Here is a 24303-nt window from a genome sequence, read left to right as displayed (position 1 = left end):
GAGACGCCGTGTCGGAAGCGCACGTGGCCGTCGTGGGCCCGGAGGCGACCGGGCTGCCGCGGCACATCGGCTCACCGGATCAATCCCGGGCCGTGGACGCCGTCCTCGACGCCCGGCGGGCGCGTCGCCGGGTCCCCCGCGGCGGGCACGGTGGACCTGGTGCCACGGGAGGGCTCGCCCGTCGCCCGCGCGACCGGAGGCGGGACGCCAGGGCCCCGCGCCGGGACACCGCCTGTCGGTGGGCGCGGCCCGCGGGCCCGGACCCTGCCCACCCGGGTTGCTGCCGCCCGGAGTCCGACGTGCGAGGTCACGGGGGGAGCGGGTGCCCGTGGTGTGTCAGTAGAGTGGTGGCAGCAAGCGAGGGAGGGGTAGTGAGAGCGCCGCGCACTCTGGCGACCCTGGACGAGGTCGACACGGGTGATCACGTCTGTCAGCTGCTGGACCCCGCTGACGACGTCATCGACCGCAGCCGGGCCTTCGTCGCGGACGGTGAGCTGCACGGCGACAAGGTGGTGATCGTCGGTCCCATGCTCCAGGCCGACAGCGAGTTCGCGCGGCTCGTGCTCGATCCCGCCCGGCTGGGTGGTTCCCTCCTGGCTGCGGTCCGCCGCGAGGCGGCCACCGCCGACCGGCAGGGGTTCCGCTCGCTCCGGGTCCTGCACCACGTCGGTCCCGGACGCTGCGCGGCACGGACCGACGAACTGCTGCGCAGCGAACTCGACCTGGAGGAGTTCGCCGCCGACACCGGAGCCCTGGTGGTCTGCGCCTACCACGCCGCCGACTGGGACCTCGCCGCTCTCCAGCGTCTCGGGTGCGTGCATCCCCACCGGCTGGGCAGTCGTGCGGTGTCTCCCGCGTTCCGGGTGTTCCGGGCGGGAAAGGAAGGTTGGGCGGTGACCGGGATCGTCGACGGCGACGGCGCGGACGCCTTCAGTGCCGTACTGAGTGCCCTCCTGGCCCAGACGGACACGGTGCGCCTGTTCTGCCACGCCCTGGAGTTCTTCGACGCGTCCGGGATGAGCGCCCTGGCGGATGCCGCCAGGCACCTTCCGGACCGCAAGGTCGTCCTGGAAGGCGCCAACGACACCGTGCGGCTCGCCTGGGAGCTGTCCGGCTTCGCCGTCCCCGACATTCCGGTGGTGATGGTGCCGTGACGACCTCCTCCGCGCCCGCCTCCGCCGCGGCCGGTACCGGATACCGGCACGAGCTGTACCCGTACTCCGGGAAGGACGAGTTCGTCGAGGGCACGGCACGTTTCATCCGGGACGCGCTCGACGGGGGCGAGGCCGTCGTCGTGGCCGTCCCGCAGGACAAGGCTTCCCTGCTGCGTGCCGAGATCGAGGACGACGCCGTGCGCTACGTCGACACCAGCCGGGTGGCGCACCATCCGGGCAGGCTGATCGCCGCCTGGCAGGAGTGGCTCCAGGAGCACGTCTCGGAGGGGCGGCCCGTCCGGGGGATCGGCGAATCACCCTGGGACGCGGTCCGGGGCCAGGCCGAGGCCCAGGAACTGCGCTACCACGAGTGGCTCCTCAACAAGGCGTTCGCCCAGGGCCCGGCCTGGTGGCTGCTGTGCCCCTACGACACCGCGCACGACGAGGACGGGCTGGCGCAGATGGCCCGTTGCCATCCCGAGATGCGCGAGAACGGCCGGACCGTCCGGTCCGAGACGTATGACCCGCAGGCGCCGTACCGCTTCACCCCTCTCACCGGTGCCTGTGATCCGTACGACGAGTTCGCCTACACCAAGGGCGAGCTGTCCTCCGTGCGCGACAAGATCACCGCCTGCGCCGAAGAGCACGGCCTGACGGGCCGGCGCCTGCGCGAACTGCACCTCGCCGCCACGGAGGTGGCGACCAACAGCATCCGCCACGGCGGCGGACAGGGCGTGCTGCGCACATGGAGCGAGGACCGCCGGCTCGTGTGCGAGTTCCGCGACGCCGGCTACATCGACGACCCCCTGGCCGGACGGAGGAGGCCGGAACCCCGGCAGTCGGGCGGACGCGGCCTGTGGCTGGTCCAGCAGCTCTGCGACCTCGTGGAGATCAGGTCCACGCCGCAGGAGGGCACGACGATACGCCTGCACACCGCGCTGCCGGAGTGATCCGGGGATCTCGTCCGGCTCCCGAAGGCGTCCCTGTACTCTGCATGGGAAGCCGAGTCGTCGCCGACAGCAGGCACGCGGGGCGGAACGGGGGGTAGGCGTACGACAGCGCCCACACCGGGCGGTACCAGGCGAACGGCCAAGTTGGGAGCACGTCACCCATGCTCACCGTGCGGATGCGGGGCGAGAACACGACAGTCGCACAGTTGCCGGAGGAGATCGACTACGACACCGCCGCACTCATCGGTGCCCAGTGCGAGGACCTGATCCGGCAGGGCTGCACCACCCTGGTACTGGACGGGTCGCGCGTCGAATACCTCGACTCGTCGGGTGTCAGCATGTTCCTGGCCCTGTGGCGCATACTCGACGCCCGCTCCGGCACCCTGCGCCTCGCCGCCTTCAACGCCCACCACCGCCAGGTGTGGAAGTTCCTCGGCCTGGACACGTTGCTGCCCCTCTTCCCCACGGCGGACGCCGCCCTCGCGGCCCCCGCCCCGCAGGACGGCATGGACCGGAACCAGGACGCGGGCTGACGGCGGCAGCGCCGGCCCCGTCGGCTTCCGACGGGGTTGTCACCCGCCGGGGTGAGGGCAGCCTCCTGATCGACGCGTCCGCCGACGTGCGGCTCGTCCGCCGCACCGACGGCTGCGGCAGCAGCGCCTACGACCGCGGCCTGACCGTCGGCAGGCCTGGCCGTCGGCAAGCAGCAGGGCCTGGCGACGAAGGACGCCAGGCGGACAGGTCGGATCGCAGGCCGCCGCAGACCGCGATCCGCCTTCCAAGTGATCCCGCCACCCGGTGGTGTCGCCGGCAGCCCGACGACCCCGTTCCGGCCCGAAGGTCAGGCCGTGGCCTCCACGAGCCGCTTCATACCAGGCTGATCGGTCACACAGCCCACCAGACCGAGCGCCCGGGCCAGCGCCAGGTCCCGCTCGTCGTTGACCGTCCAAGCCATCACGTCGATGCCGGCCGCGCGGCACTTTTCCACGATGGCCTGGTTCAGCTGGCGCAAGTCCACGCTGACCAGGCTGGAACCGACCGCCTGAGCGCGGCCGACGAAGGTGTCACGGTGCGCGCTGGCGCCCGCCACCAACACGGTGCGGGCCTGCGGCAGCAGGTGGTGGACCTCGATCAGCGCAGCGTCGTGGAACGACAGCACCGAGACACGGTCCAGCAGGTCACGGTCGGCGAGCACCTTGGCCAGCGACCGGGCAGCGGCCACGTCCTTGATCTCCGCCTGGATCGGCAGTGTCGGCCCGACGGCGTCCAGCACCTCCGCGAACGTGGGGATCCGCTCGCCGAGACCGGCATCGAGCTCCTTGAGCCTGCGCAACTCCTGGTCGGCGATCCGGCCCGTGCCGTCCGTCGTACGGTCCAGGGTCTCGTCGTGCATGACGACCAGCTCGCCGTCACTGCTCAGATGCAAGTCCAGCTCGATGCCGTCCAGCCCCTCACGCTCAGCCCGCAGAAAGGAGCGCAAGGTGTTCTCCGGCTCGGCGGCCATGACACCGCGGTGGCCGATGGTGAAGAAAGACACTCTGTCGCCGTCCTTCGATGTGATGACCCGGGCAGCGCGAGCACCGTGCCCGACTGCCCGCCAGCACGCCCCAGCCTAACGGCCCCCACCCGGCCGCTCGTTCCCACCCACCCGGATGACGGACTTCCGCGCACGCCGGCCGTTCTCCACTCTTCGTTCGCTGTCCCATCGAGGCGCTGAGTGGCCACTGCCGGAGGCCGGGTCTAGCGTGGGCAACGTGCCGCGCGCTCCCTGACACCGTGGGAGTGGGTTCCCCGGGAAGGGAGGTCGGCATGCTCCCCGCGTACCACCGGACCACCCCCTCGGACCGGACGGCGCTCGGGCCTTCTCCCGTGACCTGCCGGACGCCGAACCCCGTCCGCTGCCGGCCGGTCACTTCGCCCCGGAGACGCATCTCCACGCCATCAGCGGCTACGTCCACGGATTCCCCGGCCGCGTCCTCGGCTGAAGCGTGCCGGGAGCGGGACTCCGAACAAGGAGGGTGAGCGGTGGCGACCTTGGTCGCGGTCAACGTGGGGATGCCGACAGACGTGCCCTGGCAGGGCAGGACGGTGTACACCGGCGTGTACAAACAGACCGTGTCCGGGCCGCGGATGGTGCGGCGGCTGAACATCGACGGAGACGGCCAGGGCGATCTCGGCGGACACGGCGGGGAGATGCGGGCCGTGCTGGTCTACCAGCTCGAGTCCTACCGCTTCTGGTCGCGTGAGCTCGGACGCGACGACCTGACGCCCGGAAGCTTCGGTGAGAACTTCACCGTGGACGGGCTCCCCGACAACGAGGTCTGCATCGGCGACCGGTACCGCATCGGCGGGGCCCTGTTCGAGGTCTCACAGCCCAGGGTGACGTGTTACCGGGTCGGCCTGCGCTTGGGAGAGCCGCAGATGGCGGCGCTGCTGGTGGCCCGTCACCGGCCCGGTTTCTACCTGCGTGTCATAGAGGAGGGGGAGGTGGAGGCCGGGCAGGAGATCGTCAGGGTCTCCACCGGCCCGGAAGCGATGACCGTCGAGGAGATCGACGCGGTCCTCTACCTCCCCGGACACACGCGCGAGCAGGTGGAACGGGCGCTGCGCATCCCCGCCCTCAGCCCGGGCTGGCAGGGCTCGATGCGCGCGCTCCTGGAGCAGGCGGAACGGGGGTCCGGCCCGGCGTCGGGCAGCGCCGGCCTCACGGCGGCGTCCAGCGCCCCGCCCCCCGCGTGGACCGGTTTCCGCCCCCTGACGATCACGGACGTCCGGCCCGAGAGCGAGAGCGTCATCAGCCTGTCCCTGGCCGCAGCCGGGGGTTCCGCCCTGCCGGCCGCTCTGCCGGGACAGTTCCTGACCGTGAGAATACGGCCCGAGGAGGGCGGACCACCGCTGATACGCAGCTACTCGCTGTCCGGCCGGCCCGGCACGGGGACGTACCGGATCAGCGTGAAGGTGGAACCCCACGGTGTGGCGAGCAACTATCTGCGCGCACACGCCCGCGCCGGTGGCCACCTGGACATCGCCGCGCCCCGCGGCACCTTCTGCCTCGCCGACGGCGACCGTCCGGTGGTTCTCGTGTCCGCCGGGGTAGGGGTGACGCCCGTGCTGGCCATGCTGCACGCGCTGGCGAGCAGCCGCTCCCGACGACAGGTGTGGTGGCTGCACGGAGCCCGCAACGGCACGGAGCATCCCTTCGCCCAGGAGGCCCGCGGCCTGCTGGAGAGCCTGGACCACGCGCGGTCGGTCGTCTACTACAGCAGGCCGAACGCCGAGGACCGGCAGGGCGAGGACTACGCGCAGGCGGGACGGCTGACCGGCGAGCGGCTTCTCGGCCTGGGCCTGCCCACCGACGCCGACGCCTACATCTGCGGACCGGTGACCTTCATGGACGATGTCACCGACGCCCTGGTCAGGGCCGGTCTGGAAGCATCGCGCGTGCACACCGAGAACTTCGCCTCCGGCCCCTCGATCACTCCGGGCATCAAGGGCGCGCCGCCGGCCAGGGCGCCGCACCAGCCCGCGGGGCCGGCCGGCACCGGGCCTGCCGTCTCTTTCACACGCAGCGGGCTGACCGTCGCGTGGGACGACACCCGCGGCTCCCTGCTCGAACTCGCCGAAGCCTGCGACGTCCCGGTCCAGTGGTCGTGCCGCACCGGTGTGTGCCACACGTGCGAACTCGCCCTGATGTCGGGGAGCGTCGACTACTCACCCGATCCCGTCGAGCCGCCGGGCGACGGAAACATCCTCATCTGCTGCTCCACACCCGCCGAGGATGTCGTCCTGGACCTTTAGCGGCCCCGCCGCCGCACCGCCGCGGAAGGCGTCCGGTCCCGTTCGCGGCTATGAGCAGGGGGTCAGCCCCGCCGGTCGCCGTCCGGTGCGGTGGCGGCACGGTCGGCCCGTCCACCGGTGCCCAGGCTGCCCGTGGCACGCAGCGGCCGTCCGGCGTCCCAGCGGGGCAGATGGTGCCGGGCCAGCCGGAGCACCACGGGCGGCAGGGCCCAGCGCACGGGCTGGACGAGGCGCAACCACGCCGGGACGTAGACGGCGGTGCTGCGGCGCTCGACGGCGCGCGCCAGCCGGGCGGCGACCGCGTCCGCCGGACGGATGTCCCGGACGCCCGGGGGCATGTGCACGCGCAGTTCACGCAGGACCGCGAACTCCTCGGCTTCGCGGATCATGTCGGTGTCCGCCCAGCCGGGATAGGCGACGCCCACCGCGATCCCCTCGTGTGCCACCTCGGCCTGCAGGGCGTGGGCGAAGGCCTCCACACCCGCTTTGGAGGCACAGTAGGCGCTCATCATCGGGGTGGCCCCGAGCGACGCGAGCGACGCGACCTGGAGGAAGTATCCCGCCGTCGCCGTCAGGTCGGGCAGGAAAGCCCGCGCGGTCTGGGCACTGCCCGTCACGTTCACGTCGATGACACGGCGCCATGAGGCGGGGTCCGACGTCGCGAAGGGGCCTCCTTCGGCGATTCCCGCGTTCGCCACCACCGCCGACGGCCGGCCGAGGTGTGCGCGGACCGCGGCTGCCGCGTCGTCCAGGGCGGAACTGTCGGTGACGTCGACCTCGACCGCCAGTGCCGGTGTGGGCAGGGAGGCCGCCAACGCGTTCAGTTCTGGGCCTTCATGGCCGAGAAGTGCCAGGCGCGCCCCGCGCCGGGCCAGTTCGCGCGCCAGTGCCGCTCCCAGTCCGCGTGCGGCCCCGGTGATCACGACCGTCCGGCCCTGGAGCGGGCCGGCCCTCACGTGCTGTCCCCTCGTCCGTGGTTCCGGCTCGCACCCGGCCGGCCGAACCGGTCCGCCGACGGTGCCTGCTGGGCGGGCGCGCCGCCCGAAGGGCTCTTCGCTGTCCCGGGGAGCGGGCGCACCGGTGTCCATTCCGGTGACGGGAGCCAGCGGGTGGAGATGTGCACACCGTCGGCCGCCCGGCCTCCCGACATCGCGGCGGCGGCCAGGCAGAAGCGGACCCACATGTTGAGCTGGACCTCCTTCGCCAGGCGCAGGCGCGAGTACAGAAGGTGCACCAGGCGGCTGCCGGGGCACGCCCAGAGCTCGATCTCGAACACCAGCAGGCCGTCCTCCTCTCGCGCGCGGAAATGCACCTGACCGGCCTCCATGTGACCGCGCAGGGTCACCAGGTGCAGGCTCTCGAGGTCACGATGGACGACCTTGACGGGTCCGTTCCAAGGCCCCGGCATCTCCACCAGCAGCTCGTCCCCGACGTCCAGACCGTGCCTACGGAGCTCACCGGTGTGGATGTCGACCACCTCGGAGGGGACGAAGCCCTTGAAGTCACGGCAGACCCACTCGATGAGCTTGCCCGGACCGACGTCGGTATCGGCGATGCGCACGCGGAAGAGCCGGTGGAACAGGGGGCCGTAGCCGTCCTGTGCTCGTTGCACCCGGCTGTCGACCGCCGCGTGCGGCAGCTGCGGTGGGAGGTCCGTCTCGTCACCGCGGCACTCGCCGCCCCGGTACAAAGGGGTCGTCTCCCACAGGTAGCGCCACGAGACCAGCCCTGTGCCCAGAAGCCACCGCGCGAGCACGGCCGGCGTCCGAGAACCGCGTGGAGACGTCATCCCGGCCCCTTCGACTCCGTATGAGACATCGGCAAAAGGTCTATACCCTGATAAAAGCGCACTTTCTCGAAGAACGCTTACACAGGGAAGCGACCCGGGAGGTCCCCATGGTGGTCCGGCTCCTGCGCCGCGCAGGTGTGCGGGGTAGTCATCTGCACCTGGTCTCGCTCGCCTCCGTGGGCCTGTGCGTGACGTTGTGGGTGCGTGCGAAGACCGTCGACCAGGAGCAACGGGGGAACGCCGAGCGGCGCGCGCTCTTCGTGGGTCTGTGGCCGCCGACGCTGTGGCTGATCGGCGACTCGCTCGAAGGTTCCGAATGAGTCCCTTGGGCAGCCGGGTCCTCGGCCGGCCCGACGCCGTACAGGTGTGGCGGAACCTCGCGGACGCGCGCGTCAACTACTCGGTCGACGAGGTACGCCGGCCGTCCTGGAACATCGACGTCCACCGCACCGCGCTGCCGGCGGAGCGACCGGGCCCGCCGGAGCCGGGAGGCTCATGGGAACGGGCGTGCCGCCTGGTCCGCGACTACGAGTTCTCGCCCCCGGAGATCGTGCGCGCGCTCTACGACCCCGCCGCACCCCTGCTCGGCCGCGACATGCTGCTGGAGGCCCGGTTCCACGGCATGCACTTCTACTGCGGTGTGCGCGTCACCGGGGTCGTGGACGAGGTGCGCGACGGGACCGACCGCGTCTGGGGTTGGGCCTACGAGACCCTGGAGGGCCACCTGGAACGCGGCCGGGCCACCTATGAGGTGGTGAAACGGCAGGAGACCGGCGAGGTGCTGTTCGTCGTCTCGTGCCATTCGCAGGGCGCACCCACCCTGGACCGGATCACCTCCCTCGGGTGGCGCCTGTTCGGCCGCCGCACCCAGCTGCGGTTCTACCACAGGTGTGCGGCACGGCTGCGCCTGTTCGTCGAGGCCGAACTGCGTGGCCGTGAGCCGCTGCCCGGGCGGTCCCCGGCAGTCGGGCGCCTGGTGTGGGCACCCTCCGACACGAGGACGCACCACAGGGACGCGCTGGCGATCCACAGGGTCGCCCCCGGCTGAGGCACATCGCCCCATCGGCCGGGCCCCCGTCGTACGCGACGGTGACCGGGGTACCCGGACCGCATGTCAAAACCCTTGCGCAGAGCATGCGTTGTCCTGGCGCTGTACGTGCTGGTGGCCGTGATGATCCGGTTCAGCGGTGGTGGTGCCGGCTGGGGGCCGGCCTTGCTGAGTGCTCTCGTGGTGACGCCGCTCGCGCTGTGGATGGTCTGGTTGCGTCGCCGTATCAGGGAACGGGCGCAGGAGTGGGGCAGGCGCAGGTCTCGGCCCTGGCCCGAGGAACGGCACCGCTGAGTCCCTGCCTCCTGCCAGTGCAGGTGACGGTGGCCGAGGCGGCGATCCGCGCTCGCTGGAGCCCCCGCCGGCGCCGGCCGGGCACGCCGATCCGGCGTGAGTCCGTCCGCGTCAGGAGAGGCAGTCGCCCGAGCCGATGAACTCGGGGGTTCCCATGTTCCCGCTGTAGACGGCCACGGACCAGCGGATGTACTGCCAGGACCGGTTCCTGCTGTACTCGTCCCTGAGTTTCCCGCAGGTGGTCCTCCGGGCGACATCCTGGAAGTTGTCTCTCTGGGCCCGGCCGATCAGTCCTCCGTAGGTGTCCTGGATCCACACGTACGCGGCCTTCTCGGCCGGGTCGAACCCGAGGCTGATGTCGTCGTCCGCGGCGGAGGGGTCCACGCCGTCGCCCTCGGCGACCCGGGCCCTCCACGCGGCGGTGACGGCCTTGTCCGTGGCGTCGGCGACCCGGATCTCGTCCCTGTCGGCACTGGGTATCTGCGCGGTCGCCATGCCGGACTCGTCCCCCCGCCACTGTCCGGCGACCTCGTTGTAGCACCCGTCGGTGGCCCGGCCGAAACCGAGGACGTCCGCCTCGGTGTCGCCGTCGGAGTCCTTCCAGAAGACGGAGTAGCGGCCGTAGGGCCAGGTGGTCGGGCTGCTCTGGAGGCGGCGGGCGAGAGTGGTGCAGGATGCCGTCTCTCCTGCCCTGCGGAACACCTCCTGGTCGTCCTCCGGCAGTTGGGAGACCGGCCCGCCGGTCACCATGACGGTCTGCGCACGCCGGTTGAACGTGACCGTGGCGGTGAGGTGCTCCAGGCCCTTGGTGGCGAGCATGGCCCTCACGTCGTTCCCGATCGCCTGGGCGGTGTCCTTCTCCTCCTGGGTGCTCGCGTTGGTGCTCGCCCGCCACTCGTCGTCCGACGGCTGGGCCTCGTCCCCGGCCCGTGTGAAGGCCGGGTCGGCCACGCCGGCCAGCGGATCGGTCGGTACGCGTATCCCGCGCGCATCGTCAGCGGTGTGCGTCGCCACAGCGGGGCCGGGGGTCGCGGCGGGCCCGGTGGCGCCGCCGGTGTGCCGGGCCGGGGACGCGGCCGACGGGCCCGCGACGGCGTCCCGCGCGCCGCCTCGGTCCGCGTCGTCCGGGAAGGCGGCCGGGAAGGCCAGGGCGCCGCCGGCGAGAGCGCCGATCACGGCGGCGGCCACGAGCACGGTCGTGACGGTCCGTCTGCGGGAGCGCGCGGAAGGGGCGTGCCAGGTGGGGTCGTCGACGGTGGGTATCTCCCACACGGCCGTGACCAGTTCACCGACCCGGGTGGGTGCCGGTGCGTCACCGCCCGCGAGGACCTGGGTGGCCTGGGAGGCGAGCAACCGCGAGCACTCCTGGGCGGCCGAGGCGGCGGATATCCGGTCGGCGGGTTCCTTCGCGAGGGCGCTCTCCACGACTTCGCGCAGTTCCCCGGGCACACCGTCCAGGTCGGGGTCCTCGGACATCACGCGGAACGCGACCACGTCCGGCGCGCCGGTACCGAACGGGAGCCGGCCGGTCGCGGCGTAGGCGACGAGCGCGCCCCAGGCGAACATGTCGCCCTCCGGCCCGGCGGCGCTGGTGCGGTAGTACTCGGGGCTGATCCAGCCGGGGGTGCCGGTCATGACGCCCGTCCGGGTCACGCTCGTGCCGTCGGCGGCGCGGGCGATGCCGAAGTCGAGCACGCGCGGTCCGGCCGGAGTGAGGATGACGTTCTGCGGCTTCACGTCACGATGGACGACGTCGGCTTCGTGGACGGCCGCCAGCGCTTGCGCCGTGCCCGTCGCGAAGGCGTACAAGGTGCCGCCGGTCAGGGGGCCGTGGTCGGCCAGGTACTGGTGGAGAGTGGGGCCCGGGGCGTAGGCCGTCGCCAGCCAGGGCGCGTCGGCTTCGGGGTCGGCGGCGAGCAACGGCACGAGGCACGGACCCTGCACCCGCGCGGACAGCTGGACCTCGCGGCGGAACCGGGCCCGGAACTCCCGGTCTTCGGCCTGTGCGGGGTGGATCACCTTGACAGCGACCCTGAGCCCGTCGGCGGTGAGACCGGCGTGGACGGTCCCCATGCCGCCGGAGCCGAGACGGCCGATGATCCGGTAAGGGCCGACACGGGAAGGGTCACCTGGGCGGGCGGGCTGCACCCGCCCGCCGGTACCAGCAGAGCTCATGACGGGTCCTAGCCTGGGAAACTGACAGTGAAGAAGATGTGAAGGAGGTGTATATCATGATCGCATAGTTACGTGAAACGGGCTCCGGCCGGGACTGGCCGTGGACGCGGCGACTCCTTGGCCCCCGGGGGCACCCGGCGCGGTGTGCGCCGGACCGTGGAGGCCGCCGTGTGAACCCTGTAGCCGACCGGAACCCTCGGGCAGGCGGACTCACGCACCAGGCGGTGGGCGGTCAAGTGACCGTTAGGGGCGGTGAGTTCGGCGGCGTCGCGGCCGAGCCGACGTCCTGCCTCGCGGCCTCCGACGGGATCGCGGCGGTCTCCGTGCAGGTCTCGGCGGTCTCCACCGAGCGCGGGCGGGAGTCGCCGAGCGCGGGCGGGAGTCGCCGAGCGCGGGCGGGGGTCGCCGAGCGCGGGCGGGGGTCGCCGAGCGCGGGCGGGGGTCGCCGTCGCGGGCCGGGGCGGCCCGCTCGGACGGCGTGACGTCACGCGGGCGCTACGCGCTCCAGGACCTTCGCGGCGGCGGCGATGTCGCAGCCGTCCAGGCGCGAGAACACATGGCGGCGTACGCTCGCGAGGTTGGTGGGCCATGCCTGCTTCAGCTGTGTCCATCCCGCGCTGGTGAGGACGGCGAGCCAGGACCGCCCGTCGTCCGGCGACTTCTCACGGATGACCAGCGACTGCGACTCGAGCCGGTTGACCACTCGCGTCATGCCGCTCAGCGACAGCCCGCACATGCCGGCGAGCTCGCTCATGCGCATCTGGTTGTCCGGCACCTCGGAGAGATGCACGAGGACCATGTACTCGGTACCCGAGATCGGCTGCTCTTCCAGCATGTCCGCGTCGACGACCCGGGGCAGTAACGTGATCACTCTGCCCAGAGCCCGCAGGAAGGCCTCCTCGACCGCGTTCAAGGGCTCCAGGGGTGTCGCTTCTGCCATGGCCACAGTGTAGATGGCCCGCGATCACCGTCCGCGCAGTCGGTGGCCCCGCCCTGTGACGCGCCGTACAGGCGAGAAATAAGGGCAGACCGTGAACCGATCACCCAGGCGGCTCCGTGTATCTGCTGACAGACTCCCGCCACCCACCCCCTTGTGGCGGGACGGGGCGGCCGCCCCACGTGGTGCGCACTACGGGCGGCCGCCCTTCAGCACGTCAGGATGCCGTGCAGGAGCAGATCGATCAGCGCCGGGACCAGGCCGGGCTGTCGTTCGGTGTCGGCCATGACGCTGATGCCGCCGAGGGCCATGAGGACGTCCTGCGCCTCGACCTGTGACCGGGTGACGTTCTGACTCGCCCCGGCGGCGAGGAGGTGGCGGACCGCCTCGGTGAGGTGGGCGCGCGTGGTCAGCCGCTCGCCCTCGTCGGTCAGCACCACTCGCAGGACATCGGCCATCCCGTGCTTGGCCGCCATGAACTCGATGAAGCGTTCCATCCAGGCCCGCAGTGCCTGCGCCGGGGGCAGCGAAGCGGTGAGTTCGGGCGCCGCGGCGCACAGCACCTGTACTTCGTGCCGGTACGTCGCCTCGATCAGCAGTTCCTTGGACGGGAACCGGCGGTACAGCGTGCCGACACCGACGCCGGCCGCGCGGGCGATGTCCTTGACCGAGGCGCCCGTGCCTTCCCGGGCGAACGCCTCTGCCGCGGCGCTGAGCAACCGGTCCTCGTTCCGTCGCGCGTCGGCGCGCAGCGGCCTGCCGTGCCGTCCGGTGCCGTCCGTTCCCTTGCCGGTCAACCTGCATCCTTCCCTCGACCTTGCAACCGGAACCGGTTCCGCTTAATCTGCATCCGGAACTGGTTCCGGTTACGAGGCTACCGTGCCCGTGCACGAGAGGCGAGGGGCGAGAGGCCACACCGGACCGCGGCGGGCCACGGCGGACGCGGGGATCGCTGCCCGTCCCGCGACACCGGCATCCGAGGGCGACCCGCCCGACCACCCCTACAGGAGGAAGACACATGACCGCGCGACTGAAGAACACGGTGGCCCTGGTGACCGGCGCGAGCAGCGGCATCGGCGAGGCGACCGCGCGGGGGCTCGCCGCGGAAGGCGCTGCCGTCGCCGTGCTGGGACGGCGGCGGGCACGGCTGGAGGCGCTCGCGGACGCACTACGGGCCGACGGTGGCACGGCCTTGGTGGTGGAGGCCGACATCACCGACAGGCAGCAGGCCGCGAGCGCGCTGGAGAGCGTGGTGGCAGAGCTCGGCCGCCTGGACACGGTCGTCAACAACGCCGGTTTCATGGGGGTCGGGCAGGCCGTGGACTCCCCGCTGGAGGAGTGGGAGCACATGCTGGAGGTGAACGTGCGGGGTCTGCTGTACGTCACCCACGCCGCGCTGCCGCATCTCGTGCGCGCGGCGCAGGACTCGCCGCGGGGAGTGGCGGACCTGGTCAACATCAGCTCCACCGCGGGACGGGTCGCCCGCCCCGGGACGGCCGTCTACAACCTGACCAAGTTCGGGGTCAACGGCTTCACCGAGGCGCTGCGGCAGGAGCTCAGCCAGAAGCGCGTGCGGGTGAGCGTGGTCGAGCCCGGCACCGTGGACACCGAACTGAGCACGCACCTGCGCGACGGCGTACGGCAGGCCGTCGAGCAGCAGATCGCCGGCATGGAGCCGCTGCGGCCCGAGGACATCGCCGACGCCGTGTCCTACATCGTCACCCGGGACCGCCGGGTCGCCGTCAACGAGATCCTCGTCCGCGCCGCCGAACAGACCTGGTAGCCGCCGGCCCGCAGGCGCGCCGCTCACCTCGCCGCCGACCCTGTCCCACGGGCCCGCTCAGCTCCGCAGCGACGACAGCGCGGCGGCGACCCGCTCGGCAACCTCCGGCGGTGTCGAGGCGTGCGGGGAGAAACGGAGTGAGTCGGCACGCACCGTCGGAGTGACACCCTCGGCGTGCAGGGCCTTCGCCACGAGGGACGGTTCGTGCCCGGGCACGGTGAAGGAGAGGATGCCCGCTCGCCGCGCCGGGTCGGCGGGGGACAGCACGCGGCCCCCGCACCGCTGCACGGTGTCGGAGAGTTCGGCGATCCGCGCGGCGATCGCGGCCTCGATCGCCGCTACGGTGTGCCGCTCCACGATGGCGAGCGCGGACGCGAACGCGGCGGCCGTCACCGGGCTGAGATGGGTGATCGACCACCGGCGCGCGTCCGGCGCCGGCGGGTGTGCCGTTCCGTCGAACAGGCCGGCGTCCTCGACCCCCGTCCAGCCGGTGAGGACGGGGTCGAGGCGTTCCAGCGCCCGGTCGGACAGCGTGGCGAAGCCGGTGCCCCATCCCGCGCGCAGCCACTTCTGGCCGCCCGTCACCAGCACGTCGGCCGTGTCCCAGGGCAGCGCGGCCACGCCGAACGCCTGGATGCCGTCCACGATCAGCAACCGGTCCGGCCCGATCGCCTCGCGCAGCGCCGCGAGGTCGGCGCGGAAGCCGGTACGGAAGTCCACGGCGCTCACGGACAGGGCGACCACGTCGTCGGTCAGCGCGGCGCGGACCTGATCGGGGGTGACACCGGCGCCGGGCGCGGGGTCGAGCCAGCGCGGTGCGGCCCGGCCCAGCTGCGCGGCGCGGTGCCAGGGATAGTGGTTGGCGGGGAAGTCGGTCCGCGGCGCGAGGACCACTCCTTCCCGGATGCCGAGGGCCGCGTGGAACAGGCCGGTGGACGTGTTCGGGAGCAGCACGGTGTGCCGGACGTCGGTGCCCGCCAGGCGGGCGGCCGTGTCCCGGACGGCGTCTTCCGCACGCATCAGGGCGTCCACGGTGGTGTGGTCGGCGGTGGCGGACTCCGCGACGGCGCGCGCGCCGGCGGTCACGGCATCCCGCGACGGCGGTCCGAAACGCGCGAAGTCCAGGTATCCGGCGGGCGTGTCGAAGTGGGCGGCGTACGACGTGAGCACGGGGCTCGTCCTTCCGGGCCGGTGCGGTGCGGTGGGGGTGGCGCGGCGGGTGAGGACCGAAGGCGTGCGGGGGACCGCCTCCTTGCCGTCCGCCACCACGCGTGTCGCCACCCGCCCCCGCACCGTACGCGGTGCGCGGCACGAGGCCCTCCCCGGGGTGCCGATGCGCGTCGCGATTCTCCCTCGTTCCGCCCCGCGACCCGCCCTCCGCAGCAACCGAGCGGTCGTCGTACCAGCGGGACGGCGGGTGCCCCGGCCGTGGCGCGCGCAGCGGCCGTGCCGCGCCGCTCGGACACATGCCGCGGCCGCGTACGGCTGCTCATGGCCTGCCGGAGTGCCCTCGGGTGGCCACAGGGGGAGACTGGAGACGCAGTGGCGCAGTGGCGAGGGCCGTTGCGCCGGGGCACACGTGTGCCGGGTCCAGGTGTGCGCTGCGGCCCCGGTCGGCCGTTGAGGCGCCGGGCCGTCGCGGGGGGACGCGCGGCGGTCGCGCGGCGGGCACGCCGACCGGTGGATTCCCCGCCGCCCCGCGCCCGCGGGCGCCCGGCCGCTGCCGATCGGTGGCCTACTCGGCCCAGGAGGAGCGCTATGTCGAGACAGACGAACATCGCCGCCCAGACCGCCTTCGCGGAGGCCGTCATCTCCGGAGACCTCGACGCCCTGGACAGGGTCGTGGCGCCCGGTTCGGTCGATCACGACCCCGCCCCCGGCCAGGGGCCCGGGCCCGCCGGGTACAAGGCGATGTTCGGCGAACTCCGCGCCGCCTTCCCGGACCTGAACGTGGCGGTGGAACACCTCGTGGCCACCGACGACGAACTGGCCTTCGCCTACACCATCAGCGGCACACACCTCGGACCCCTGATGGGACACCCGCCGACCGGCAGGAAGGTGAGCTACCGGGGCATGCAGATCAGCCGCTTCGACAGTGACGGCAGGCTCGTCGAACGCTGGGGCAGCAGTGACGAGCTCGGCATGCTGCGACAACTGGGTCTCACCGGGGACGAGTGACGCCGAGGACGCCCGGGCCGCTCCGGGAAGCCGTCCGGACCGGTCGCCGCGGGTGGCCACGGGAGGCCGTCGGCACGACGTCCTCCCGTGACCCGGGGCCCGGGTATCAGGCCCGGCCGCTCAGGGCGAAGACCTTCACGTCGCCCACCGCCGTCGAGGTCACCGACTCGGCCGTCCGCCGCGGATCGACGGGCAGGGCCACGTGCCAGATCCGCACGGCCCGCCCGTCCGCTGTCCCGTCGACGCGGTAGCGGGTGGTCGTCGTCAGCGCCGTGTCCTCACCGAAGTGGGGTGTCGTGCCCGCCCAGTCCGTGACGGCGAGCGGCACCGTGGACGTGGTGCCGTCGGTGTACCGGATGGTGACGTCGGCGTGCTGGTCCCCGTTCACGGCGGTGACCAGCAGGTCGAGCGCGGAGTAGCGGCCGGGCGTCAGATAGGTCCGTTGGCCGCGCAGAGCGAGGAAGTTCCCGGCCGTGCCCGAGGTCTCGGGGATGCGGTAGGCGTGCCCGCCGACCGAGGCGAGTCCGGGCGCCGGCAACTGGTCCGCCGGGAAGCTCCACCCCTTGCCGTCGAGGTCGCCCTGTTGCCTGGCGCCCGCGGTGGACACGCCGTCGGTGTCGTACTGGCCGGTCAGGTCCTGCGCGCAGGAAGATCCCGAAACAGTGCACCGCGCGGGCAGGTTGGGCACCGGGGTCGCGGCGGCCGGAACATGGTCCACCGGGAGGTCGTCCGGGCGCGTCCCCCAGGAGCTGTCGGGCGTGGCACCCACGTCCACCACGACGTCACCGCCGTGGTCGAGCACCGACTCCGCCAGCCAGGAACGGGTCTGCGGACGGCCGTCGACCCGGACGCCTCGCACGTAGACGTTCTCGGCGGAGGCCCGCGGCGCGGTGACGGTGAGGGTGGCACCGCCGTCCCGCCTGATGCGGGCCTTCGGGAACACCGGGCTCGACAGCAGCATCTCGGCGCGGCTCGGGGTCTGCGGGTACATGCCCAGCGAGGCGAACACGTACCAGGCCGACATCGTGCCGAGGTCGTCGTTGCCCGGAAGACCCTTGGGGCCGGTTCCATAGACACGCGAGGCCATCGCGCGGACGGTCTCCTGCGTCTTCCACGGCCGGCCCAGGGCGTTGTAGAGCCACGGGGTGTGGATGCCGGGCTCGTTCGTCGGGTCGTAGCGCGACGCGTCGCCACCGGTCGCCCAGGAACCGTCGGCACGGTGGAAGAACGCGTCGAGCCGCTCGGCCGCCCGCTGCCTGCCGCCCATGGCCGCGGCCAGGCCGGAGACGTCGTGCTGCACCATCCACGTGTACGTGGCGCTCGACCCCTGGGCGAACCCGGTGTCCGAGGTCGGCGAGAACGGCCACTGCCAGGTGCCGTCGGCCTTGCGCGCCTGCTGGTAGCCGCCGTCGGCGCCGGCCGACGGGTTGAAGGTGTTGCGCCACCAGCTCGCCCGCGTGATCAGCGACTGGTGTTCGGCGGTGCGGCCCAGCCGCTCGGCCCAGTCCGCGAGGGCGAAGTCGGCGGCGGAGTCCTCCAGGGTCTCCGCCGCGCCGCCCCAGCAGTGGCAGACGTCCTGGGGCGCGTACCCCAGGCGCAGGTACTCGGCCAGGTTCGGGCGCTGGCCCTCGCACTGTCCCGGGCAGCCCTTGTCCGACAGGCCGTCGGGGTGGGGGACGGTCGCCTGGCGCACGAGCGAGTCGAAGGCGCCGCGGACGTCGAAGTTGCGGACGCCGAGGGAGTAGAAGCCCGCCAGGACGGGGGCCGAGGGGTCGCCGGTCATCACGTGGGTGGGACCGTTCACGTGCACCCAGCGGTCCCAGACACCGCCGTTCTGCCGGGCCAGGTTGTACAGGGACTGGGCGAAGTCGCCGGCGACCCGCGGCTTGAGCAGTGCGAGCAGCTGGGTGCGCGCACGGTACTCGTCCCAGCCGGAGAAGTTCCCGTACTGGGCGCGCTGGCCGTGCGGCAGCCGGTGGGTCTTCAGGTCGGCGCCCGGGTAGGTACCGCCGACGTCGTTGGTGACGTTGGGTTCGAGGAAGACGTGGTACAGCGCCGTGTAGAAGGCGGTACGGGTGTCGTCGGCGCCACCGGACACCTCGATGGAGCGCAGCTGACGGTTCCAGTCGCGGCGGGCGTCCGCGGCGACGGAGTCGACGTCGTCGTGCTCCCCGACCTCGTGGGCGAGGTTCTTCTCGGCGGCGCCGAGACTGGTGTAGGAGATGCCCACCTTCATGCGCACGCCGGCGTCGGTGGAGGTGTCGAAGCCGACGTAGCCGCCGGATCCGCGGCCGGCGCGGTCCGCTCCGGTGGCGTAGCCCTCGCCGCCCTCGGCGAAGGTGCTTCCGGGACGCAGGTCGCCGTCGACCCACGTGCCGTTGCTCGTGAAGGCGCGGTCGAAGGTGGCCACGAAGTGCAGCCGGTAGTAGCTCTTGCGGTTGTTGGTTCCGCCGTTGGCGCGGCGCCCGCAGAACGCGCCGGTCAGCACGGAGCCCGTCACCCTGTGGTGGGCGGGGTCGATGTGGATCTCCGCGTCCTCGCTGCCGTTGAGCGAGTTGGAGACACGGAACAGCAGGTTGGCGTCGGAGCCCTTGGGGAAGGTGAACTCGCCGACGCCCGCGCGGGTGGTGACCGAGAGGTCCGCCGTGGCGCCCGAGTCGAGCGTCACGGTGTACCGGCCCGGTGCGGCCTTCTCGTGGGCGTGACTGAAGCCGGAGGCGTAGACCTCGTCCTTGGCATCGGCGCTGGGGGAGGACGTGACGGCGCCGACGAAGGGCATGATCGGGATGTCGCCCGCGGCTCCGGGGTGGCAGCCCGCGCCGTTGACGTGGGTGAGGCCGAAGCCCCGGACGCGCGGTGTGTCGTACGCGTAGCCGTTGGCGCCGGCGGCGTTCGTCTGGTCACCCGCGGTGTTCGTCGGGCTCCAGGAGATCATGCCGAGCGGCCGGACCGCCCCGGGGTAGGTGTTGCCGCCCCCGGAGGAGCCGATCAACGGGTCTACGTAGCCCACGGGATCGGTCACCCTGGCAGGTGGCGCGGCCGTGGCCGCCGGGGCGGTGACGGTCGCGGTGCCCGTCACCGCGGCCGCCAGACCGGCTATGACGAGACGCTTCATGGAAGTCTTGATCACACAGGGATCCCACAGCAGCACGCCGGACGGGGTGTGAACGACGCGAGGACATCCCGTGTGATCCTCGTGCACCGGGACCGGGACGGCATGGAGAGCGTCGCTTGCCCTCCGCCCAATGCGAGCATATGCTCCTAATTCAAGGGGTCACCACACCCCTCGCCCGGCCTTCCCGCGGCGCCCACCGGAGCTCCGCCGAACGGCGGCGTCCCCGGTTCCGTGCGCGACGCGCACGCGATCCCGCCCAGTCCCGAAGAAGGAGACAGAACCCATGGCTGCCCATCACCCCACTCTCATCGCAGGAGCGGGCGGCGTAGGCCGCGTGGTCGTCGAGAGGCTGCGCGCGCACGACGTGCCCGTACGCGTACTGGTCCGCCGGGACGACGACCGGGCCGCGCGGCTCCGTGCCCTCGGGGTCGAGGTCGTCCTCGGTGACCTCACGCGCCCCGAGACCGTCGCGGCCGCCCTGGAGGGCGCCCGGAGCATGTACTTCGCCATGCCCGTCTCACCGGACCACCTCCTGGCGGCGACCGTCGTGGCGAGCGTCGCCCGGGAGTACGGCACGTTGGAGGCCCTGGTCGACCTGTCGCAGATGACCGTGTCGCAGATGACCGCCACGAGTACGGCCGAGTCCCACCAGCAGCGGCTGCACTGGCTGGCGGAGCAGGTGTTCGACTGGTCGGGGCTGCCGGTGGTGCACATCCGTCCGACCTCGTTCCTGGACAACCCCCTGTTCACCACGCTCCCGGCACGGACGATTCCCGCGCGGGGCACGCTCGAACTGCCCTTCGGCTCGGGGCGTACCTCGCCGGTCGCCGCGGACGACGTCGCCCGGGTGATCGCCACCGTGCTGCGCGAGCCCGCCCCGCACGTGGGGCACGTCTACGAACTGACCGGCCCGCGCACGCTCGACATGACGGAGATGGCCGAGGTCTTCGCGAGGGCGCTGGGCCGGCCGGTCTCGTACGTGGACGTGCCGCTGGAGCAGTGGCGCGAGGAGACGCTCTCCACGATCGGCCTGCCGTCACACGTCGAGCAGCACATCCTCACCATGTGCCGCCTGCACCAGGAGAACCGCTACGACCGGGCGTCGGACGACGTCGAGCGTCTGACCGGCATCCCGGCCCGGACGATCGAGGAGTTCGTGGCGGCACGCAGGGACTTCTACCTGGGCTGACCTGCCGAGCCCTGCCGGCTACGGGTCCTCTACGCCACCTTCAGTGACCCGGACGGCAAGGGCTGGGTCCCCCCCGAGATCACGCAGCGGTTTCCCGGCCGCTGACCGTCTGTCCGAGAGTCTGCCGCCGAGGGGGCGCGGCCTCGCCCCACATGAAGGTTCATACACTCACTATTCAATAGGTAATGTGTAACCCTGATTGAGCGGGACGCTCTCGCGGGCGTCCGTCCGCAGCCCACCGCAGAGGGAAGGCAAGACCCCATGGCGATGCACGCCTCCGACCTCGGTCACGCGCTCTTCAAGGTCCTGGAGACCGGTGACCCGGCGCTGGCCGCCGAAGTCGTCCACGACGAGTTCCACAACCGCGAGGCGGCGGTGTCTCCTCCGGCCTGCCGCATCCCGGGGCCGGCGGGCGTGCTCGCCTCCAGCGCGTGGATGCGGTACGCGTTCGACGACCTCCGGCTGCCCGTGACCGACATCGTCACCAACGACTCCCAGGCATGGGTACGGCTGCGCATGCGGGGCCGGCACACCGGTGCCTTCGTCCTCTTCAACGCCCAGGGAGTCGACCAGGTCGTGCCTCCCACCGGCCGCGAGATCGACTTCGAGCAGATCCACGTGCTGGACCTGCGAGACGGCAAGGTCGTCCGGCACGAAGCCGTGCGGGACGACATCACCATGCTCGGTCAGCTGGGCGTCTTTCCCCCCGGCCCGGCCGCCGGGCTGCGCATGCTGTCCTGGCGGGTCACCGGCCGGGCCGCCAAAGCCGCCGCCGAGGTCACGACACGAGCGGCCGAGGCCGCCGCGGCACTGCCGCGCGACACCACGGTGTGAACGACGTGCCCCCGCGCCCGGTGCACCGCACCGGCCGGCGGGGGCAGGCACGTGTGCCGTCAGTCGGCCCCGGGCCGACCGGGGACCGGGACACAGGGGATCGGCACCTCGACGGTGACGGCCGTGGCCGATCCGGCCCGCTACTCGGACGGCCGGTCTTCCGGGGCGGATGTGCGACGCAGCAGGGTCGCGACGGCCGTGTGCAGCAGAAAGGCCTCCGCCCGCTCCCAGGACCAGCCGTTCTCCAACACCAGGGTGCGCCAGCCGGTCGGGCCGAACCAGAACCAGAGGAGATCCGCCGTCTCCTCCTCGGGACGGTCGGGTGCCGGGGGCAGAGTGTGCAAGTGGCGAGCGGCTGTCCGAAGGGCCTCACGGTAGGCCGAGGTCGCCCGTTCCCACAGAGCCTCGCCGTTCTCGTGGACGGGCAGAGCCGCCCGGATCGCTTCGTGGATCTGGAACTGTCCTTCGTTGCCGATCCGCGTGCCCCGCGCCAGCGCCTCCAGGACGGCTTCCGGCGTGCGCAGAGCGAGCACGCGCCGCATGGTCTTCTCGTAGTCCGACGCGACCACGCCCTGGTCCACGATCTCGTCCAGGATGTCGCCCTTGCTGCCCACGCTGGCGAAGACCGTCTTGGCCGAGACTCCGCTCGCCGCCGCGATGTCCGCCACGGTGACCCTGCCGTAACCGCGCGCGGCGAACAGGTCGGTGGCGCACCGCAGGATCTCCGCGCGCGTGCGGGCGGCTGCCTGCTGGCGCAGGGGAGAGACATACGGGCGTTTGGCGGGCATGCGGTCATCGTATCGACGCCGATCCGCCGGGCTCTATTGATTAGGTGGCATAACACCCTGAAACGCGCGAAGCAGGCCGCCGATCACGCTTGTGGTCGGCGGCCTGCCGAGGTGCCTGAGGGATCCGGCGACGGGTGACCGCCGGGCCAGGCGTCAGTGGCCGGCGCTCTGGCCGCCGTCGACGTGCAGGACCTCGCCGGTGACGAACGGCGCGTTCTCCAGGTAGAGGACCGCGTCGACGGTGTCGCTGATCTCACCCATCCGTCCGACCGGGTGCAGGGCGGCGAGCGTCTCGAAGTACTCCTCGGAGTGCATCGGGGTCTTGATGACACCCAGGGAGACGGCGTTGCTGCGAATTCCCCGGGTCGCGTACTCGATGGCCAGAGCCTTCGTGGCGGACTGGAGGCCGCCCTTGGTCAGGGAGGCCAGTGCCGAGGGCACCGCGGAGAGGGCGTGGTCGACCAGGCTCGTGGTGATCTGGACGACGTGACCGCCGCCCTGACGGAGCATCTGCTCGACGGCGAGCTGGGTGATCCGGAAGAACCCGGTCAGGTTGACGCCCGTGACCGCGTCGTAGTCCTCCTGGGTGTACTCGGTGAACGGCTTGGCGACGAAGATGCCGGCGTTGTTGACCAGGGTGTCGATGCGGCCGAACCGCTCGATCGCGGCGGCGGCGACGCGCTCGGCCGTGGCGGGCTCGGCGATGTCGCCCTGAAGGGTGACGACGTCCGGGTCGTCCGATGCGGCGATCGTCCGCGAGGTGGCGACGACGGCGTAACCGAGCTTGCGGTACGCCTCGACCAGCCCCGCGCCGATGCCCTGGGACGCACCGGTGATGACGGCGACCTTCTTGCCGGAGTTGCTCATGAGGGCCTTCCTCGTTCTCGGAGTGTGACGGTGGTGGTGCCGACCGGTCCTCGTCGGGCGGTCACGTCGGACAACCAGACGACCAGTCGGCTAATTCCGTCTCATTTCGCGCGGGAGCGCCCTTTTACCCCATCTGGCCTGCGGTGGGAGCCTGTGCCTACCACCTGCGAGCCAACACGTCACGGAGGTGCCCCCGTGCTGTCCCGTCGATCGTCGCTCCGTAGCATGGGCCTCATGGAGTTGCGTCAGTTGCGGTACTTCGTAGCGGTGGCCGAGGACCTCAACTTCGGGCGTGCCGCGGACCGGCTGCTCATAGCCGGTCCGTCGCTGTCCCAGCAGATCAAGGCGTTGGAACGCGACCTCGGCGTGCGGCTCTTCGACCGCGACCGCCGCTCGGTCGCCCTCACGGCCGCCGGTGCGGCACTCCTGCCGCAGGCGCGCGACCTGCTCGAGCGCGCGGAGGACCTGCGGAGCCGCGCCGCCAGGATCGCCGGCTCGGAGTCCGTCCGGATCGGCTACGTCAACTGGCTGCCACCCGACCTGACGGCCCGGACCTCGGCCGTGGCCCGGGTGCACGTCGACGCGTGGATCGCGCCCTCGCACACCCAGGCGGCCCGGGTCGCGGACGGCAGTCTCGACCTCGCGGTGTGCTGGGTCCGCCGGCAGGACCTGGACGAACGCGGCCTCGACGCCCGGCTCGTCGGCGCGGACCGCCTGTACGCGGTCTCCGCAGGCCGTCAGCCGGACGACGTCCGCGCCCGGGACCTCCTCGTCCTCACGGACACCGACGTCACGACATGGTCGTCCTGGAACGTCTACGCCGAGGGGCTGGCCCGCGACACCGGCGCCCGTACGGTGCGCGTCTCCGACGGGGGGATCACCGGTCCGGGCTTCTTCGACCACGTGCGCCGTGCGCGCCGCCCGGTCCTCAACTGCCCCAAGGCGCAAGGGGCATCGCTGCCCCCCGACCTGGTCGCGCGCCCCGTGTCCGGGCCGAAGATCTACTGGACGTGGTCCCTGGTGTGGCGCCGCGACGAGAAGCGCGCGGCCGTGCTCGACACCGTGGACGCCCTCACGCAGGGAGTCGGCGACTGCGGCCTGGACGACCCGGACGCATGGCTCCCCGACGACGACCCGTACCGCCGCTGACCGGTTCCGCCGTAGCCGGGCCCGGTACCGCCGCACCCGGGGCCACCACCTCGCCCGCGGCCCGGGCCCGACGGCCGGCGTCCCGGAGCTGTCGGCGCGAGGTGAGCGGCGCCTTGGGGTGAGCGGCGCCTTGGGGTGAGCGGCGCACTGTCTGTCTGCGCGACCTGCTGGCGTTTGACTGAAGTAGACCGGTCGTCTATATTAGGTGGCCGGTCGACTCAAGAGGTCGACGCAGTCCCTCGAAATGGAGAAGTC

General features: G+C 72.1%; 22 protein-coding genes. 12 read left to right on the top strand and 10 right to left on the bottom strand.

The features are described 5' to 3' along the window. The first annotated feature begins 371 nt into the window (after positions 1–371). The 3 genes from LG395_RS14650 (at position 372) to LG395_RS14640 (ending at position 2637) form a co-directional block, all read left to right on the top strand. Positions 372–1154, top strand: coding sequence for an MEDS domain-containing protein (locus tag LG395_RS14650; protein ID WP_171150162.1), 783 nt, complete (start codon positions 372–374; stop codon positions 1152–1154). Then, the gene (locus LG395_RS14645; protein WP_225809904.1) at positions 1151–2104 is read left to right on the top strand and encodes an anti-sigma factor RsbA family regulatory protein; all 954 of its coding nucleotides are present in this window, start codon (positions 1151–1153) and stop codon (positions 2102–2104) included. Before LG395_RS14650 ends, LG395_RS14645 begins: the two co-directional genes overlap by 4 nt. Positions 2105–2265: 161 nt before the next feature. Beyond that, a complete protein-coding gene (locus tag LG395_RS14640) occupies positions 2266–2637 on the top strand; it encodes an STAS domain-containing protein (RefSeq protein ID WP_171150160.1) in 372 nt (123 codons plus the stop codon). Positions 2638–2945: 308 nt separating this feature from the next. On the opposite strand, the gene LG395_RS14635 is transcribed toward LG395_RS14640, so the two are convergent. Next, positions 2946–3641 carry a glycerophosphodiester phosphodiesterase gene (locus tag LG395_RS14635; RefSeq protein WP_171150159.1) on the bottom strand — a complete coding sequence of 232 codons (696 nt, stop codon included), beginning with the start codon at positions 3639–3641 and terminating at the stop codon, positions 2946–2948. A 488-nt stretch (positions 3642–4129) separates the two neighbouring features. Here LG395_RS14635 and LG395_RS14625 point away from each other — a divergent pair, with 488 nt between their 5' ends. Beyond that, positions 4130–5902 (top strand): MOSC and FAD-binding oxidoreductase domain-containing protein, encoded by a 1773-nt coding sequence (locus LG395_RS14625; protein WP_225809902.1) that lies wholly within the window; start codon positions 4130–4132, stop codon positions 5900–5902. A gap of 62 nt (positions 5903–5964) precedes the next feature. On the opposite strand, the gene LG395_RS14620 is transcribed toward LG395_RS14625, so the two are convergent. Continuing rightward, positions 5965–6858 carry a short-chain dehydrogenase/reductase gene (locus LG395_RS14620; protein ID WP_225809899.1) on the bottom strand — a complete coding sequence of 298 codons (894 nt, stop codon included), beginning with the start codon at positions 6856–6858 and terminating at the stop codon, positions 5965–5967. Further along, positions 6855–7691, bottom strand: coding sequence for a DUF1990 domain-containing protein (locus LG395_RS14615; RefSeq protein ID WP_225809897.1), 837 nt, complete (start codon positions 7689–7691; stop codon positions 6855–6857). Before LG395_RS14615 ends, LG395_RS14620 begins: the two co-directional genes overlap by 4 nt. A gap of 107 nt (positions 7692–7798) precedes the next feature. Here LG395_RS14615 and LG395_RS14610 point away from each other — a divergent pair, with 107 nt between their 5' ends. The 3 genes from LG395_RS14610 (at position 7799) to LG395_RS14600 (ending at position 9033) form a co-directional block, all read left to right on the top strand. Then, on the top strand, positions 7799–8011 hold the full coding sequence (locus LG395_RS14610; RefSeq protein ID WP_171150157.1) for a hypothetical protein: 213 nt from the start codon (positions 7799–7801) through the stop codon (positions 8009–8011). Then, positions 8008–8739, top strand: a complete 732-nt coding sequence (locus tag LG395_RS14605; RefSeq protein ID WP_225809895.1) for a DUF1990 family protein — start codon at positions 8008–8010, stop codon at positions 8737–8739. Before LG395_RS14610 ends, LG395_RS14605 begins: the two co-directional genes overlap by 4 nt. A 63-nt stretch (positions 8740–8802) precedes the next feature. Next, positions 8803–9033, top strand: a complete 231-nt coding sequence (locus LG395_RS14600; protein WP_225809893.1) for a hypothetical protein — start codon at positions 8803–8805, stop codon at positions 9031–9033. A gap of 111 nt (positions 9034–9144) precedes the next feature. Here LG395_RS14600 and LG395_RS14595 read toward each other — a convergent pair whose 3' ends face one another. From LG395_RS14595 to LG395_RS14585, 3 genes are all read right to left on the bottom strand, one after another. After that, complete coding sequence (locus LG395_RS14595; RefSeq protein ID WP_225809891.1) at positions 9145–11208, bottom strand: serine/threonine-protein kinase; 2064 nt, start codon at positions 11206–11208, stop codon at positions 9145–9147. 484 nt (positions 11209–11692) lie between these two features. Further along, on the bottom strand, positions 11693–12148 hold the full coding sequence (locus tag LG395_RS14590; protein ID WP_225809889.1) for a MarR family winged helix-turn-helix transcriptional regulator: 456 nt from the start codon (positions 12146–12148) through the stop codon (positions 11693–11695). 206 nt (positions 12149–12354) lie between these two features. Then, positions 12355–12942 (bottom strand): TetR/AcrR family transcriptional regulator, encoded by a 588-nt coding sequence (locus LG395_RS14585; RefSeq protein ID WP_225809887.1) that lies wholly within the window; start codon positions 12940–12942, stop codon positions 12355–12357. Between the two features lie 221 nt (positions 12943–13163). Between LG395_RS14585 and LG395_RS14580 the strand changes: the two genes are divergently transcribed. Next, positions 13164–13928: an SDR family NAD(P)-dependent oxidoreductase gene (locus tag LG395_RS14580; protein WP_225809885.1), complete on the top strand. Its 765-nt coding sequence runs from the start codon at positions 13164–13166 to the stop codon at positions 13926–13928. Between the two features lie 57 nt (positions 13929–13985). Here LG395_RS14580 and LG395_RS14575 read toward each other — a convergent pair whose 3' ends face one another. After that, on the bottom strand, positions 13986–15209 hold the full coding sequence (locus LG395_RS14575) for an aminotransferase class V-fold PLP-dependent enzyme (protein WP_225809883.1): 1224 nt from the start codon (positions 15207–15209) through the stop codon (positions 13986–13988). A gap of 477 nt (positions 15210–15686) precedes the next feature. On the opposite strand from LG395_RS14575, the gene LG395_RS14570 reads away from it, so the two are divergent. Further along, entirely contained in the window at positions 15687–16106 is a 420-nt protein-coding gene (locus LG395_RS14570; protein ID WP_171150150.1) for an ester cyclase, read from the top strand. 106 nt (positions 16107–16212) lie between these two features. On the opposite strand, the gene LG395_RS14565 is transcribed toward LG395_RS14570, so the two are convergent. After that, on the bottom strand, positions 16213–19221 hold the full coding sequence (locus LG395_RS14565; protein ID WP_308071258.1) for a GH92 family glycosyl hydrolase: 3009 nt from the start codon (positions 19219–19221) through the stop codon (positions 16213–16215). 283 nt (positions 19222–19504) lie between these two features. On the opposite strand from LG395_RS14565, the gene LG395_RS14560 reads away from it, so the two are divergent. Together LG395_RS14560 and LG395_RS14555 are read left to right on the top strand one after the other, a co-directional pair. After that, positions 19505–20410: an NmrA family NAD(P)-binding protein gene (locus tag LG395_RS14560; protein ID WP_225809881.1), complete on the top strand. Its 906-nt coding sequence runs from the start codon at positions 19505–19507 to the stop codon at positions 20408–20410. A gap of 261 nt (positions 20411–20671) precedes the next feature. Then, positions 20672–21244 carry an ester cyclase gene (locus tag LG395_RS14555; protein WP_225809879.1) on the top strand — a complete coding sequence of 191 codons (573 nt, stop codon included), beginning with the start codon at positions 20672–20674 and terminating at the stop codon, positions 21242–21244. Positions 21245–21384: 140 nt separating this feature from the next. Here LG395_RS14555 and LG395_RS14550 read toward each other — a convergent pair whose 3' ends face one another. Then, complete coding sequence (locus tag LG395_RS14550) at positions 21385–22032, bottom strand: TetR/AcrR family transcriptional regulator (RefSeq protein ID WP_171150146.1); 648 nt, start codon at positions 22030–22032, stop codon at positions 21385–21387. A 153-nt stretch (positions 22033–22185) separates the two neighbouring features. Next, positions 22186–22899 carry an SDR family NAD(P)-dependent oxidoreductase gene (locus tag LG395_RS14545; RefSeq protein ID WP_225809876.1) on the bottom strand — a complete coding sequence of 238 codons (714 nt, stop codon included), beginning with the start codon at positions 22897–22899 and terminating at the stop codon, positions 22186–22188. Positions 22900–23124: 225 nt separating this feature from the next. Between LG395_RS14545 and LG395_RS14540 the strand changes: the two genes are divergently transcribed. After that, positions 23125–24048 (top strand): LysR family transcriptional regulator, encoded by a 924-nt coding sequence (locus tag LG395_RS14540; RefSeq protein WP_308071264.1) that lies wholly within the window; start codon positions 23125–23127, stop codon positions 24046–24048. Positions 24049–24303: the final 255 nt, after the last annotated feature.

The organism is Streptomyces spinosus, assembly GCF_020400655.1.
GTDB classification, from domain to species: domain Bacteria; phylum Actinomycetota; class Actinomycetes; order Streptomycetales; family Streptomycetaceae; genus Streptomyces; species Streptomyces argyrophylli.
Note: the sequence above shows the minus strand (reverse complement) of the source record. Positions and strands in the feature narration are given on the sequence as shown.

Excerpts from the sequence above, each read along its gene's own strand:
- LG395_RS14640 (WP_171150160.1), top strand. The coding sequence starts at position 2,266 with ATGCTCACCGTGCGGATGCGGGGCGAGAACACGACAGTCGCACAGTTG.
- LG395_RS14615 (WP_225809897.1), bottom strand. The coding sequence starts at position 7,691 with ATGACGTCTCCACGCGGTTCTCGGACGCCGGCCGTGCTCGCGCGGTGG.
- LG395_RS14610 (WP_171150157.1), top strand. The coding sequence starts at position 7,799 with ATGGTGGTCCGGCTCCTGCGCCGCGCAGGTGTGCGGGGTAGTCATCTG.
- LG395_RS14605 (WP_225809895.1), top strand. The coding sequence starts at position 8,008 with ATGAGTCCCTTGGGCAGCCGGGTCCTCGGCCGGCCCGACGCCGTACAG.
- LG395_RS14600 (WP_225809893.1), top strand. The coding sequence starts at position 8,803 with ATGTCAAAACCCTTGCGCAGAGCATGCGTTGTCCTGGCGCTGTACGTG.
- LG395_RS14595 (WP_225809891.1), bottom strand. The coding sequence starts at position 11,208 with ATGAGCTCTGCTGGTACCGGCGGGCGGGTGCAGCCCGCCCGCCCAGGT.
- LG395_RS14590 (WP_225809889.1), bottom strand. The coding sequence starts at position 12,148 with ATGGCAGAAGCGACACCCCTGGAGCCCTTGAACGCGGTCGAGGAGGCC.
- LG395_RS14580 (WP_225809885.1), top strand. The coding sequence starts at position 13,164 with ATGACCGCGCGACTGAAGAACACGGTGGCCCTGGTGACCGGCGCGAGC.
- LG395_RS14570 (WP_171150150.1), top strand. The coding sequence starts at position 15,687 with ATGTCGAGACAGACGAACATCGCCGCCCAGACCGCCTTCGCGGAGGCC.
- LG395_RS14565 (WP_308071258.1), bottom strand. The coding sequence starts at position 19,221 with ATGAAGCGTCTCGTCATAGCCGGTCTGGCGGCCGCGGTGACGGGCACC.
- LG395_RS14560 (WP_225809881.1), top strand. The coding sequence starts at position 19,505 with ATGGCTGCCCATCACCCCACTCTCATCGCAGGAGCGGGCGGCGTAGGC.
- LG395_RS14555 (WP_225809879.1), top strand. The coding sequence starts at position 20,672 with ATGGCGATGCACGCCTCCGACCTCGGTCACGCGCTCTTCAAGGTCCTG.
- LG395_RS14550 (WP_171150146.1), bottom strand. The coding sequence starts at position 22,032 with ATGCCCGCCAAACGCCCGTATGTCTCTCCCCTGCGCCAGCAGGCAGCC.
- LG395_RS14545 (WP_225809876.1), bottom strand. The coding sequence starts at position 22,899 with ATGAGCAACTCCGGCAAGAAGGTCGCCGTCATCACCGGTGCGTCCCAG.
- LG395_RS14540 (WP_308071264.1), top strand. The coding sequence starts at position 23,125 with ATGGGCCTCATGGAGTTGCGTCAGTTGCGGTACTTCGTAGCGGTGGCC.